Annotated in this window: 12 protein-coding genes; 6 read left to right on the top strand and 6 right to left on the bottom strand. The window is 73.1% G+C overall.

The window, feature by feature from the left end; all coding sequences use genetic code 11:
* Positions 1 to 1,203, bottom strand: a 1,203-nt coding sequence (locus ABZV94_RS35940; protein ID WP_356348169.1) for an RING finger family 4 domain-containing protein, incomplete at its 3' end; no start/stop codon positions are given.
* A 248-nt stretch (positions 1,204 to 1,451) separates the two neighbouring features.
* Between ABZV94_RS35940 and ABZV94_RS35935 the strand changes: the two genes are divergently transcribed.
* Positions 1,452 to 2,162 (top strand): VIT family protein, encoded by a 711-nt coding sequence (locus ABZV94_RS35935; protein ID WP_356348167.1) that lies wholly within the window; start codon positions 1,452 to 1,454, stop codon positions 2,160 to 2,162.
* 184 nt (positions 2,163 to 2,346) lie between these two features.
* Positions 2,347 to 3,393, top strand: coding sequence for a zinc-dependent alcohol dehydrogenase family protein (locus tag ABZV94_RS35930; protein WP_356348165.1), 1,047 nt, complete (start codon positions 2,347 to 2,349; stop codon positions 3,391 to 3,393).
* A 9-nt stretch (positions 3,394 to 3,402) separates the two neighbouring features.
* Here ABZV94_RS35930 and ABZV94_RS35925 read toward each other — a convergent pair whose 3' ends face one another.
* The 3 genes from ABZV94_RS35925 to ABZV94_RS35915 form a co-directional block, all read right to left on the bottom strand.
* A complete protein-coding gene (locus ABZV94_RS35925) occupies positions 3,403 to 4,776 on the bottom strand; it encodes a CoA transferase (protein WP_356348163.1) in 1,374 nt (457 codons plus the stop codon).
* A 67-nt stretch (positions 4,777 to 4,843) separates the two neighbouring features.
* Positions 4,844 to 6,361, bottom strand: coding sequence for a S8 family serine peptidase (locus ABZV94_RS35920; protein ID WP_356348161.1), 1,518 nt, complete (start codon positions 6,359 to 6,361; stop codon positions 4,844 to 4,846).
* A 96-nt stretch (positions 6,362 to 6,457) separates the two neighbouring features.
* The gene (locus ABZV94_RS35915; RefSeq protein WP_356348159.1) at positions 6,458 to 7,984 is read right to left on the bottom strand and encodes a S8 family serine peptidase; all 1,527 of its coding nucleotides are present in this window, start codon (positions 7,982 to 7,984) and stop codon (positions 6,458 to 6,460) included.
* Positions 7,985 to 8,269: 285 nt separating this feature from the next.
* On the opposite strand from ABZV94_RS35915, the gene ABZV94_RS35910 reads away from it, so the two are divergent.
* From ABZV94_RS35910 to moaA, 3 genes are all read left to right on the top strand, one after another.
* Positions 8,270 to 8,626 carry a DUF485 domain-containing protein gene (locus tag ABZV94_RS35910; protein ID WP_356348157.1) on the top strand — a complete coding sequence of 119 codons (357 nt, stop codon included), beginning with the start codon at positions 8,270 to 8,272 and terminating at the stop codon, positions 8,624 to 8,626.
* On the top strand, positions 8,623 to 10,278 hold the full coding sequence (locus tag ABZV94_RS35905) for a cation acetate symporter (protein WP_356348155.1): 1,656 nt from the start codon (positions 8,623 to 8,625) through the stop codon (positions 10,276 to 10,278). The genes ABZV94_RS35910 and ABZV94_RS35905 overlap by 4 nt, the downstream gene beginning before the upstream one ends.
* A 187-nt stretch (positions 10,279 to 10,465) precedes the next feature.
* The gene (gene moaA / locus ABZV94_RS35900) at positions 10,466 to 11,455 is read left to right on the top strand and encodes a GTP 3',8-cyclase MoaA (RefSeq protein ID WP_356348153.1); all 990 of its coding nucleotides are present in this window, start codon (positions 10,466 to 10,468) and stop codon (positions 11,453 to 11,455) included.
* 12 nt (positions 11,456 to 11,467) lie between these two features.
* Here moaA and ABZV94_RS35895 read toward each other — a convergent pair whose 3' ends face one another.
* Positions 11,468 to 11,686 (bottom strand): hypothetical protein, encoded by a 219-nt coding sequence (locus ABZV94_RS35895; RefSeq protein ID WP_356348151.1) that lies wholly within the window; start codon positions 11,684 to 11,686, stop codon positions 11,468 to 11,470.
* 221 nt (positions 11,687 to 11,907) lie between these two features.
* Positions 11,908 to 12,339, bottom strand: a complete 432-nt coding sequence (locus ABZV94_RS35890; RefSeq protein WP_356348149.1) for a DUF3099 domain-containing protein — start codon at positions 12,337 to 12,339, stop codon at positions 11,908 to 11,910.
* 245 nt (positions 12,340 to 12,584) lie between these two features.
* Between ABZV94_RS35890 and ABZV94_RS35885 the strand changes: the two genes are divergently transcribed.
* Positions 12,585 to 12,866 (top strand): GlsB/YeaQ/YmgE family stress response membrane protein, encoded by a 282-nt coding sequence (locus tag ABZV94_RS35885; RefSeq protein WP_030347082.1) that lies wholly within the window; start codon positions 12,585 to 12,587, stop codon positions 12,864 to 12,866.
* Positions 12,867 to 12,937 lie beyond the last annotated feature (71 nt).

The raw sequence follows: 12,937 nt of genomic DNA, 5'->3' as shown, positions 1-12,937 counted from the left end.
GTCCCGCGCGGCCAGCGCCTGCTCCGTACGCGCGCGCCAGGTGGCCGCCCGGATCCGGCCGTCCGCGACCCGGACGGCCTCCGGATGGGCGGCGGCCGTGCGCAGCAGGGCCTCTCCCAGCGCGCTGCCGGGCACGACCGGCGTGCCGCGCAGCACGGCGAAGGCGAGGGCCGCCCTGGGGCGGCGGGCGTGGTGCTCGAAGGGGTGCAGCGTCTCGGCGGCCCGCTTCCACGCCACCGGATGCCGCAGGACGTCCTCCACCAGCGAGGGCACGGAGAAGGAGTCGAGCAGGCCGAGCAGCCGGCGGCGCAGTGGGCGGGGCAGCGAGCGCAGCCGGGGCGGGGCGACGAGGTCGGCGGCGCCGCCGGACCACACGCACAGCAGCCGCAGCACGTCCGTCGCGGTCGTCAGGTGGGCGCCGACCAGGTCGGTGGCCGCCACGCGCGTGTGCCGGTCGCGCAGCAGGGTGCCGAGCACGAGCGCCTTCGTCTCCCGGACCGGGATGTCCGCGGGGAACCAGCCGAGGTCCGCCGGTGCGTGTGCCAGCAGCACCGCCAGGTCGGCGCGGTCCTGCGCGGGCAGCGGGGTGCGCCGGGCCAGCAGCGTGCGCAGCGCGCGGACCGTGTCCGCGCGGACGTCCGTGCCGAGCGCGAGCAGCTTCAGCGGGCCGGGCGGCACCTCCCGGGGGCGCCGCGGCTCGCCCGGCACCAGGAACGGGTCGGCGGGGTCGATCCGGCGGCGGCACAGCGGGCAGCCGGTGTAGTCCGCGCCGTCCCAGCACGCCCGGCACACCAGATGCGCGCACGGCGCCACCGGGTGCACGCTGCCCACCGTCCCGCACAGCACGCACGGCTGGGCGGGCCACTGGAGCAGCAGGGCGAAGACCCGGTCGACGTACAGCCCGAACGTGTCGTCGGGCACGGAGGCGGGGAAGGAGCGGAACAGCGGCATATGGGTGCGATCCGCGCCCAGTTCGGCGTCCAGGTGCCGGATCAGCTGCCGGCCGGCGTCCGCGAGCCCGGCGGGGCCGAGCCAGGCGAGGGCCGCGCGCAGCGGCGCCGCCGGCGCGAAACCCCGGTCGAGCAGCTCGCCCTCCAGGGCGATGAGCCCCTCGGATGTCGACGGGTCGCCCGGGCGTGGTCCGGCCTGGTCGACGTAGACGGTACGGAGACGGCGGAGCAGCACGGACGCCAGTGCGGACAAGCGGAATCCCCCGGTGCGGAAAGGAAGATGAGGCGGGGGCGGAGAGTGGGCGCGCTGCGGATTCCAAGGGTGGGAAGAGAAGGAAGCACGCCGGCGGAGCCGCCCCCGCGACCAGGAACGGTAGGCGTACGGCAGTTCGGGCGCCAGCGAATTTCCGGGCGGCCCCCGCGGCCGGCGTGAGCGGCTCGCCGCCCGCACGCGGGGCGTCGGTGCGGCGGGCGTGAACCCGGGATGCGATCCTCCCTGCTGTGACGGAACCGACCCATGACGAGCCCCACGGCGGCACGCTCGGTGCCCGGCTGAACTGGCTCCGGGCGGCCGTGCTCGGCGCGAACGACGGCATCGTGTCCACCGCCGGACTGGTCGTCGGCGTGGCTGGCGCGACCGAGAGCCGCAGCGCCCTGCTCACCGCCGGACTGGCCGGCCTGCTCGCCGGCTCGATGTCCATGGCGGCCGGCGAGTACGTCTCCGTCTCCACCCAGCGCGACTCCGAGATGGCCGCGCTGGCCGTGGAGAAACGGGAACTGCGCGAGCAGCCGGAGGCCGAACTGCGGGAGCTGACCGAGCTGCTGGAGCAGCGCGGCCTGTCCCGCGAGGTGGCCCGCGAGGCCGCCGAACAGCTCACCGCGCGGGACGCGCTGAGGGCCCACGCGCGCGTGGAGCTGGGCATCGACCCGGACGAGCTGACCAACCCCTGGCACGCGGCCTGGGCGAGCTTCCTGTCGTTCACCGTGGGCGCGCTGCTGCCCCTGCTGGCCATCGTCCTGCCACCGGCCGGCCTGCGGCTCGCCGTCACCGTCGTCTCGGTCCTGGCCGCCCTCACCCTCACCGGCTGGAGCAGCGCCCGCCTCGGCGCGGCGGCCCCGAGACGCGCGGTGCTGCGCAACGTGGTGGGCGGGGCCCTGGCGATGGCGGTGACGTACGCGGCGGGGAGTCTGCTGGGGGCGGCGGGGGTGTGACCGGGCGGGCCACCCCTGGCCGCGCGGACGGCTGCGGCCCCGGCGTACGGTGAAGGGGGCCCGGCACCCCGGTCCCCACGACCGTACGACCCTGTACGACTCCGCACGACCCTGTGCCACTTCGCACCACCCCGTGCGATACCGCACGCCCCCGTACGACCCCGCACGAGAAGGACTCCCCGTCATGCGCGCCACCACCATCCACGCCCCGTACGAGCTGCGCGTGGAGGACGTGCCCGAGCCCGTGGTGCAGTTGCCCACCGACGCCGTGGTGCGGGTGCTGCGGGCCTGCATCTGCGGCAGCGACCTGTGGGCCTACCGGGGCGAGGCGGCCCGGCAGCCGGGGCAGCGGATCGGGCACGAGTTCCTCGGTGTCGTGGAGGAGACCGGCTCCGAGGTGAGCACCGTGCGGCGCGGCGACCTGGTGGTCGCGCCCTTCATGTGGTCCGACGGCGTCTGCGACTACTGCCGCGAGGGCCTGACGACGTCCTGCGAGCACGGCGGCTTCTGGGGTTCCGTCGGCTACGACGGCGGCCAGGGCGAGGCCGTCCGCGTGCCGTTCGCCGACGGCACCCTCGTCCAGCTGCCCAAGGACGCGGCATCCGACGACCACCTGCTGTCGGCCCTGCTGACCCTCTCCGACGTCCTCGGCACCGGCCACCACGCGGCCCTCGGCGCGGGTGTCCGGCCCGGTGCCACGGTCGCCGTCGTCGGCGACGGCGCGGTCGGCCTGTGCGCCGTCCTGGCGGCCAGGCGGCTCGGCGCCGAGCGGATCATCGCGCTCGGCCGGCACGAGGTGCGTACCGGCATCGCGCGCCGGTTCGGCGCCACCGACGTCGTCGCCGAGCGCGGGGACGCGGCCGTCGAGGCCGTCCGCGAGCTGACCCGCGGGCAGGGAGCCCACGCCGTCGTGGAGGCGGTCGGCACCGAGCAGTCCATGCGGACGGCCGTCAACATCACCCGCGACGGCGGCGCCATCGGCTTCGTCGGCGTGCCCCACGGCAGCGGCACCGGCCTGGACCTCGGTGTGATGTTCGACCGGAACATCGCCCTGCGCGGCGGTGTCGCGCCGGTCCGCGCCTACATCCCCGAGCTGCTGCCGGACGTCCTCGACGGCACCATCGACCCCTCGCCGGTGTTCGACATGACCGTCGACATCGAGGGCGTGCCCGCCGGCTACAAGGCCATGGACGAGCGCACCGCGCTCAAGGTGCTGGTGACCAACGGCTGAACCGGCCCGTCAGCCCCAGTTGGCCGGGTCCGACCCCCACGGCACCGGCGGCCGTGCCCAGTCTGCGGGGCCGCCGGTGAAGGACACGGCCGGGCGGGCGTGCCGGAGGCGGCCCAGGGGGCTGTCCGTCTCGGTCAGCCAGGCGTCCGGGCCCGCGTAGGGCGCCCCCTCGGCCGCCGTGGACAGGGTGCCGTCGGTCAGCCAGTGGGCGGTGCGGGCCAGTGCCAGCCGGACCAGCCGGCTCCCGCCGTCGTACGACTGCTCGGTCAGCGCCCGCAGCACGGCCGCCGCCAGCAGATAGCCGGTGCCGTGGTCCAGCGCCTGCGCGGGCAGCGCGCCGGGCCGGTCCGCCGAGCCCTCGGTGACCGCGATGCCGGTCGCGACCTGCACCAGGCTGTCGAAGCCGCGCCGCCCGCCCCACGGCCCGTACGCGCCCCACGCCGACACCTGGGCCACCACCAGGCCGGGGTGCCGCTCGGCCAGCGCGCGCGGTGCGAGCCCGAACCGGTCGAGCGCGCCCGGCCGGTACCCGGTCACCACGACGTCGGCGGTGCGCAGCAGCTCCTCGAAGGTGTCCCGGCCTGCCGTCAGGTCGAGCGTGGCGGACCGCTTGCCGAAGCCCGTGTCGGCGTGCTGGTCCGGCAGTTCCGGCAGCCAGGGGGCGTCCAGGCGCAGCACGTCCGCGCCGAGCAGGGCCAGGGTGCGGGTGGCGACCGGGCCCGCCAGCACCCGGGTCAGGTCCAGGACGCGCAGCCCGGCGGCGGGCAGCAGGACGGCGGCCGGGTCCAGTGGCGGCAGCACGCGCGCGGGTGTCGAATCCAGCCGGGTGCGCTCGACGAGGGGCCGCGCGGCCACCTCGGCGGCCTGCGGGTGCGCCTGCCACTCCTCGGGGGTGCGCAGGGCCACGGCGAGGCCACCGGCGTGGTGGACGGCCTCCTCGGTCTCGCGGGCGGAGCGCTGGGCGAGCCGGCCGGCGACGTCCTCGGCCGAGGCGTCCGCCGGCAGGCCGAGCGTGCCGAGCAGCCGGGCCCGGTGGTGCGGGTAGTTGGCGTGGGTGCGCACCCAGCCGTCGGCCGTGCGCCAGAACCGCGACAGCGGCGCGAAGGCGACGGGAGCACGGCCGTCCACCTGGAGGAGCCGCTCGCTGAGGAAGGCGGTGGCGACCGCTCCGTCGTCGACCCGGACGCCGGGCATCTCGGCGCGTCCGGCCCGGTGGGCCGCCAGTTCCGCCGCTGCCAGCGCGCACGCGCCGACGCACGCCCGGGCGAGCTGCCGTACGGGAAGGCGCGCCGGGAGCGCGCCTTCCCGCGCGACGGTGGTGAGCCGTGCGAGACGGGCGGGATCGCCGCCCAGAGCGGACCACGCGTACGTGATAGCAGTCATGACTGCACTATGCAGTATTGACTCAATCAATATATGAACAGTACCGGTCGTGGTCCCGACGCAAGGCCTACCGGGTCACCGCGGCCAGCGCGTCCGCCATGCCGCGCCCGTAGAAGCCGTTGCGGTTCCTCGACCCCTCGCACACCGCGTCCACCTTGCCGTCACCGTTGATGTCGTACGGGTCCGTGCACGGGGTGGCGTCGGCCTCGGCGTACAGCAGCGCCTTCACGAGGGCCGCGGACGCGTGCGGATGGGTTGACTTGATCAATGCGGCAACACCGGCGACATGCGGGGTCGCCATGGACGTACCGGCCATGTAGCCCCACTTGCCGCCCGGCAGCGGACCCAGGATGAGGCCGCTGGTCGCCGGCGGCTCGGGCTTCTGGTAGGCGGTCGAGTCGCCGCCGGGCGCGGCGATGTCGATGACGCCGAGGCCGTAGTTGGAGAAGGACGACTTCAGCCCCTTCGCGCCCGTCGCCGCCACCGTCACGACCCCCGGCAGCTGGGTCGGTATGTCGTAGCACTCGTGCGGGTCGATCACCCGGTCCGAGGGCGTGCCGTCGTTCGGGGAGACCGGATCGGTGATCGCGTCGGACGCGAGGTCGTAGCTCTCGTTGCCCGCCGCCGCGACGTTGACCGCGCCCTTGCGCTCCGCGTACCGCGAGGCCCGGGTGATGGCGTCGACGAGCGCCTTCTGGTCCGGGTCGGTGGTGCAGTTGAAGTACCACGGGTCGGTGTAATAGCTGTTGTTGGTCACGTCGACGTGGTGCTCGGCCGCCCACACGAAGCCGCAGACCACGGCCTCGGTGTAGAAGTAGCCGTCCGGGTTGGCGACCTTGATGCCGGCGACCCTGACGCCCGGTGCCACACCGGTGACGCCCACGCCGTTCTTCGCGGCGGCGATCTCGCCCGCCACGTGCGTGCCGTGCGGGCTCTCCGACGCGCTCGGCCGCCAGGCGCCGTCCGCCGTGTCCGGCTTGCCCGACACGCAGTTGGCGGACGCGGCGCGGTCGAAGTTGGGCGCGATGTCCGGGTGGGTGTCGTCGACGCCCGTGTCGATGACGGCGACCGTGACGTCCCGGCTGCCCAGCGTCTTCTCGTGCGCCTTGTCGGCCTTGATGGCGGGCAGGTCCCACTGGAGCGGTTCCAGCGGGTCCTGGCCCTCGGCCGCCGTCACCCGGGCGGCCTCCTCGGCGCTCAGTGTCCTCGGGGTGCCCCTGTCGGTGGTGGACTGGGCGGGCAGCGGCGCGTTGCGCGTGGCCCCGGCCGAGTCCACTCCGCGCACGGAGCGGATCCGCCGGGCGAAGCCGGGGTCCGCCGAGTGGGCCACGATCACGCCGATCCGGTCGTAGGCGATCACGACCGAGCCCCCGGCCTCGGCGATCGCCTTCTGGACGCGTGCCGACACGGCGTGTCCCGGGTGGACGTTGACGACGTAGCTGAGCGTGGGCCCGTCGGCGGAGGCCGCCGGGGAACCGGTGGCGGCGGAGGCGTCGACGCCGGGCAGGAACGCGAGGGCCGTCGTCAGGGCCATCCCGGCGGGGAGGGCGAGGGCGCGGCGGAGGCGCGGCTTGGGCGCTGTCATGGGTGTTCTCTCCAGTTCGGTCGCGGCACGAGCGCGTCGTGCGGGAAGTCGTGTGAGGTGCCGTCAGACGACGGCGGCGTGCGGGCCGCCGGACGGCTACTGGACCGCGCGCAGCGCGTTGACGACACCGAAGCCGTAGAAGCCGTTGACCCGCTTGCCGCCGGCGCAGGTCGCGTCCACGACCCCGTCGCCGTCACCGTCGTAGGGGCCGGCCGGGCAGCCCGGGTTGTCCGCCTGGGCCTTCAGCAGCGCCTGCACCTGGGCCGGAGTGGCGTGCGGGTGGGCCGACTTGAGCAGCGCGGCCACGGCGGCCACGTGCGGGGAGGCCATCGAGGTGCCCTGGAGGAAGCCGTACTGGTTGTTCGGCATGGTGGACAGGATGCGGCCGTTCTTCGACGGCGTGTCCGGGATCTGGTACTTGTCGCCGCCCGGCCCCGCCACGTCGACCACGCCCCGGCCGTAGCTGGAGTAGTACGACTTGGTGCCCTTGACGCCCACCGCGCTCACGGTCACCACACCGGGCAACTGGGTCGGCACGTCGAAGCACTCGTGCGGGTCGATCGTGCGGGTCCGGGCCGTGGAGTCGTCGGGGCTGGAGTCGTCCACGAGGGCGTCGGCGTCCAGGTCGTCGTTGGAGTTGCCCGCCGAGGCGACGTTGAGCGTGCCCTTGCGCTGGGCGTACAGCTGGGCCCTGTTGACCGCGTCAACGATGGCACGTTGATCGGGGTCGTCCATGCAGTTGTACAGCCACGGATCAACGTAGTAGCTGTTGTTGGTGATCTCGATGCCGTGGTCCGCGGCGAACACGAACGCGCAGACGACGCTCTCCGGGTAGAACAGCGACGTCTCGTCCGGCTGCGCCACCGTGATGCTCGCGACCTTCACGCCGGGCGCCACACCGGCCACGCCGACGCCGTTGCGGGCGGCGGCTATCTCACCGGCCACATGGGTGCCGTGGTAGTGGTCGGCGTCCACCGGCCGCCACGCGCCGTACGTCGTGTCGGCCTTGCCGCTTACGCAGTTCGCCGACTGGGACGCGGAGAAGTTCGGGGCGATGTCCGGGTGGGTGTCGTCCACACCCGTATCGATGACCCCGACCGTGACGTTCCGGCTGCCCGGATTCACCTGCGCGGCGCGGTCTGCGCCGATCGCCCGCAGGTCCCACTGGTCCGCCTCCAGCGGCTCCTCACCCGCCGTCGCGCTCGCCGCGAGCCGCGCCTGCTCCGCCCGGGACAGCACCTGGGCCGCGCCCTCGTCCGTCGTCCCGGCCGCGCTCAGCGGCGCGGTCCGGGTGGCGCCCGCGGAGTCGACACCGCGCACCGCCCGCATCCGCGCGGCGAAGTCCGGGTTCGCGGAGTGGACGACGGTGACGCCGATCCGGTCGTAACCGGCCACCACCGTGCCGCCGTTGCGCGCGATCTCCCGCCGTACGGACGTGATCGTGCGGTCGTCCGTACCGGTGTTGACCACGTAGGCGAGGTTCGGGCCGTCCGCCGCCCGCGCCGTCGAGCCCGCGGCGGGCGCAGCCGAGGCCGCCGACGGCAGGAAGCCGAGCGAAGCGGTCAGCGACAGCGCGACGGGCACGGCGAGCGCGAGCCGGCGTCTGGAGCGCAGATGAGCCATGGGATCTCCACATCATCCGGATACGAAACCGCCCGAGACACGGTGGTGTTCGGGCAGGTACATGACGGGTGGTGCAGGCCGAAGCTATCTGCCGCGCCCGATCTCCGAAAGAGCGCGGCCGACGTGAACCGGCCCGCCCGGGGCGCCGTGACCGTGAACGGGGGGCCCGTCGAAACAGGCGTCCCCTCACCGGAATCACACAGCGGAGTCGGTTCGCGACTCGCGGTAACGTGAACCCGGTTCTGTGAAGTCAGACAGTGCATGTCCGTCACGCGAGGAGAGCCCGTGGCCACCGAGACACCGCCACCCGCGAAACCCCCAGCTTCCCTTCCCTCCACCGAGGAGTTCACCGAGGTGCAGCAGAGCGCGGAGTTCGGTGAACTGCGCCGCGCCCACCGCTCCTTCGCCTTCCCGCTGACCATCGCCTTCGCCGCCTGGTACCTGCTGTACGTCCTGCTGTCCAACTACGCGGGCGACTTCATGGGCACCAAGGTCGTCGGCAACATCAACGTGGCCCTCGTCCTGGGCCTCGCCCAGTTCCTCACCACGTTCCTCATCGCCTGGTGGTACGCGCGGCACGCCGCGGCCAAGCTCGACCCCAGGGCCGAGGCCATCAAGTCCCGGATGGAGGGCGGAGCATGAGCCCCGCGCAGTACACCGTGCCGGCCGCCGGCCGGGCGTCGCACACCCTGCTCGCCGCCGGCGAGGCGAGCGAGCACCGGACGCTGATCATCACCCTGTTCGCGGTGTTCGTCGCCGCGACCCTCGTCATCACCGTCTGGGCCGGCCGGCAGACCAAGGACGCCGCCGACTTCTACGCCGGCGGGCGGCAGTTCACCGGCTTCCAGAACGGCCTCGCCGTCTCCGGCGACTACATGTCCGCCGCGTCCTTCCTCGGCATCGCCGGCGCCATCGCCCTGTTCGGCTACGACGGCTTCCTGTACTCCATCGGCTTCCTCGTGGCCTGGCTCGTCGCGCTGCTCCTGGTCGCCGAACCGCTGCGCAACTCCGGCCGCTACACGATGGGCGACGTGCTGGCCTACCGCATGCGCCAGCGCCCCGTCCGCACGGCCGCCGGCGCCTCCACGATCGTCGTGTCGATCTTCTACCTGCTGGCCCAGATGGCCGGTGCCGGCGTCCTCGTCTCGCTCCTGCTCGGCATCACCAGCGACGGCGGCAAGATCGGCATCGTCGCCCTGGTCGGCGTGCTGATGATCGTGTACGTCACCATCGGCGGCATGAAGGGCACCACCTGGGTGCAGATGGTCAAGGCGGTCCTGCTGATCGCCGGCGCCCTGCTGCTGACCTTCCTGGTCCTGCTGAAGTTCGACTTCAACATCTCCGACCTGCTCGGCAAGGCCGCCGACAACAGCGGCAAGGGCAGCGCGTTCCTGGAACCCGGCCTGAAGTACGGCGCCACCGGCACCACCAAGCTGGACTTCCTCTCGCTCGGCATCGCCCTGGTCCTGGGCACCGCCGGCCTGCCGCACATCCTGATCCGCTTCTACACGGTCCCCACCGCCAAGGCAGCCCGGAAGTCCGTCATCTGGGCCATCGGCCTGATCGGCGCCTTCTACCTGATGACCCTCGCCCTCGGCTTCGGCGCCGCCGCACTGATCAAACCGGACGAGATCATCGCCTCCAACAAGGCGGGCAACACAGCGGCACCGCTCCTGGCCCTGCACCTGGGCGGCGTCGACTCCAACTGGGGCGCCATCCTGCTCGCCAGCATCTCCGCCGTCGCCTTCGCGACGATCCTCGCGGTCGTCGCCGGCCTGACCCTCGCCTCGTCGTCGTCGTTCGCGCACGACATCTACGCGAACGTCATCAAGAAGGGCCAGGCCACCGAGAAGCAGGAGATCGGCGCGGCCCGCTGGGCGACCGTCGGCATCGGCGCGGTCTCGATCGTCCTCGGCGCCCTGGCCCGCGACCTGAACGTGGCCGGGCTGGTCGCCCTCGCCTTCGCGGTCGCCGCCTCCGCCAACCTGCCGACCATCCTCTACAGCCTGTTCTGGAAGCGGTTCACCACCGCGGGCGCCCTGTGGTCCATCTACGGCGGCCTGGTCACCGCCGTCGGCCTGGTGCTGTTCTCCCCAGTGGTCTCCGGCAAGCCGACCTCGATGTTCCCCGACGTCGACTTCCACTGGTTCCCGCTGGAGAACCCCGGGATCATCTCCATCCCGGTCGGCTTCCTGCTCGGTGTCGTGGGCACCCTGCTGTCGAAGGAGACCCCGGACGCGGGCAAGTACGCGGAACTGGAGGTGCGGTCCCTGACCGGCACCGGAGCGCACTGACGAGAAGGCCCACGCACAGCGCGCACGGACGGCCGCGTCGTCACGGACTGTACGGTCCTACGACGCGGTCGTGCCGTACCTGGTGGGATCGTGCCGTGTGGATGTCGGCGGCGTCACGTAGGCTCGCAGGTGACGGGCGACGTACGCGCGACCGAGAATGAGTGACCGGGAGAGGGAGGGGGCCCACGTGCTCATCGACACCTACGGCCGGGTGGCCACCGACCTGCGGGTCTCGCTGACCGACCGGTGCAATCTGCGCTGCACCTACTGCATGCCCGAGGAGGGCCTGCAGTGGCTGGCCAAGCCCGACCTGCTCACGGACGACGAGATCGTCCGGCTCATCGACATCGCGGTCCGCACGCTCGGCATAGAGGAGGTCCGCTTCACCGGCGGTGAGCCGCTGCTGCGCCCGGGCCTGGTCGGCATCGTCGAGCGCGTCGCGGCCCTCGACCCGCGCCCGCAGATGTCCCTCACCACCAACGGCATCGGCCTGAGGCGCACCGCGACCGCGCTGAAGGCGGCGGGTCTGGACCGGGTCAACGTCTCCCTGGACACCCTGCGGCCGGACGTCTTCAAAGCCCTCACCCGCCGCGACCGCCACAAGGACGTGCTGGAGGGACTGGCGGCCGCCCGCGAGGCCGGTCTGACCCCCGTCAAGGTCAACTCGGTCCTGATGCCGGGGCTGAACGACGACGAGGCCCCGGACCTGCTCGCCTGGGCGGTGGAGCACGACTACGAACTGCGCTTCATCGAGCAGATGCCCCTGGACGCCCAGCACGGCTGGAAGCGCGAGGGCATGGTCACCGCCGGGGACATCCTCGCCTCCCTGCGCACCCGCTTCGACCTCACCGCCGAGGGCGCGGACGAGCGCGGCTCGGCACCGGCGGAGCGCTGGCTGGTGGACGGCGGCCCGCACCGGGTCGGCGTGATCGCCTCGGTCACCCGGCCGTTCTGCGCGGCCTGCGACCGCACCCGCCTCACCGCCGACGGCCAGATACGCACGTGCCTGTTCGCCACCGAGGAGACCGACCTCCGCGCGGCCCTGCGCTCGGGCGCCCCGGACGAGGAGATCGCCCGCATCTGGCGCCTGGCGATGTGGGGCAAGAAGGCGGGAGCGGGCCTGGACGACCCGTCGTTCGTCCAGCCGGACCGCCCGATGTCCGCGATCGGCGGCTAGGGCCGGAGCGGTCTAGGCTTCCTCGGCCGCCCGCCACTCGTCGAACGCCACCACGTCCTTCAGGAACCCCCGCACGCCGAGGAACTGCGACAGGTGCTCGCGGTGCTCCTCACAGGCCAGCCAGGTCTTGCGCCGCTCCGGCGTGTGGACCTTCGGGTTGTTCCACGCCAGCACCCACACGGCGGCGGCGCGGCAGCCCTTGGCGGAGCAGATCGGGGTCTCTTCAGTCACGGGTTCGTCTCGGGTTCTTCTCATGGGCGCACACAAGGCGACGCCGGGCAGCCACGGGGGGAGCTGCCCGGCGTCGGTCTCTCGCTCCGACGGGGGATGCGGAGCGCGTACGCAGTATGTCACGGCTACCCCGCCGCCCGGCACCGGAACAGCAGGATTGATCTGAGCTTTTCTTGAGCTTGTCGCAGGGTCGCATTCCGCTTCCGGTGCGTCCGCCGTGCTCACACCGGGTCGGCGCGCTCACCGCGCGCTCCGGGTGCGGGATTCGTCGGCACGTCCTCCGCTGCGGGTTCCCGTACGGACTCCCGCGCGGACTCCCACGGGGGTTGCGCCCGTCCGTCCTCGGCCGCGGACGGCGCGATCATCGGCCGCATCGGCGTGGTGACGAACGTCGACGGCAGAGACGGCGGCTTCTCCCGGCCCGCGTTGGCGATCACCACCGCGACATAGGGCAGGACCGCGCCGAGCACGAGCGCGACGATCGCGATGTACCGCTCCACGTTCCACAGGGAGACCGCGAGGATCACGGAGACGGTACGGATCGACATGGAGATCACGTACCGCCGCTGCCGGCCCCGGACGTCCTCGGCGAGTCCGGTCCGGGCGCCGGTGATCCGGAACACCTGGACGCTGCCGCCGTGCTGTTTCCGCATCACATTCCACCATCCGCCCGCATCGGACTCTCCCCGGCCCGCACCCTCGTCCACCTCCGGCGGGGAACCGGCCGGGACACCTCCCACGGTACGCCGCGCCCCCGCCGCCTTCGAGACCGGGTCGCCCTCGGCCTGCGACGACGCCCGGCGCCGCTACCGCGCACGGGGGAACCCGACATGCGCCGTACGGCGGACCGAATCACACTGGCCGTAATGCTCACGTCGAGCCGTACGAGGAGGCAGCCATGGGCTGGTTGTGGGCGATCATCGTGGGATTCGTTCTGGGTCTCATCGCCAAGGCGATCATCCCGGGTAAGCAGCACAGCCCCCTGTGGCTGACCACCATCTGCGGCATGCTCGGCGCCATCGTGGGCAACGCGGTGGCCCGTGCCGTCGGCGTGGAGGCGACCCGCGGCATCGACTGGAGCCGCCACATCTTCCAGCTGGTGGCCGCGATCATCATCGTGGCCGCGGTGGACGCCCTCTACATGGCCACCCTGGGCAAGCGGAAGCACCAGCGGGCCTGAGCCCCGGGGGCGGCCCGGGCACAGCGCGGCCGAACGGCGCGGGGCGTGCCCGGGACCGGCCCCGCCGCATG

Origin of the sequence: Streptomyces sp. NPDC004658 (genome assembly GCF_040609555.1) — a bacterium.
Classification (GTDB): Bacteria; Actinomycetota; Actinomycetes; order Streptomycetales; family Streptomycetaceae; genus Streptomyces.
This window is presented reverse-complemented; position numbering and strand designations above follow the sequence as displayed.

Coding starts and splice junctions, on each gene's coding strand:
- ABZV94_RS35925 (WP_356348163.1), bottom strand. CDS start 4,776: ATGACTGCTATCACGTACGCGTGGTCCGCTCTGGGCGGCGATCCCGCC.
- ABZV94_RS35905 (WP_356348155.1), top strand. CDS start 8,623: ATGAGCCCCGCGCAGTACACCGTGCCGGCCGCCGGCCGGGCGTCGCAC.
- ABZV94_RS35920 (WP_356348161.1), bottom strand. CDS start 6,361: ATGACAGCGCCCAAGCCGCGCCTCCGCCGCGCCCTCGCCCTCCCCGCC.
- ABZV94_RS35890 (WP_356348149.1), bottom strand. CDS start 12,339: ATGCGGAAACAGCACGGCGGCAGCGTCCAGGTGTTCCGGATCACCGGC.
- ABZV94_RS35930 (WP_356348165.1), top strand. CDS start 2,347: ATGCGCGCCACCACCATCCACGCCCCGTACGAGCTGCGCGTGGAGGAC.
- ABZV94_RS35885 (WP_030347082.1), top strand. CDS start 12,585: ATGGGCTGGTTGTGGGCGATCATCGTGGGATTCGTTCTGGGTCTCATC.
- ABZV94_RS35915 (WP_356348159.1), bottom strand. CDS start 7,984: ATGGCTCATCTGCGCTCCAGACGCCGGCTCGCGCTCGCCGTGCCCGTC.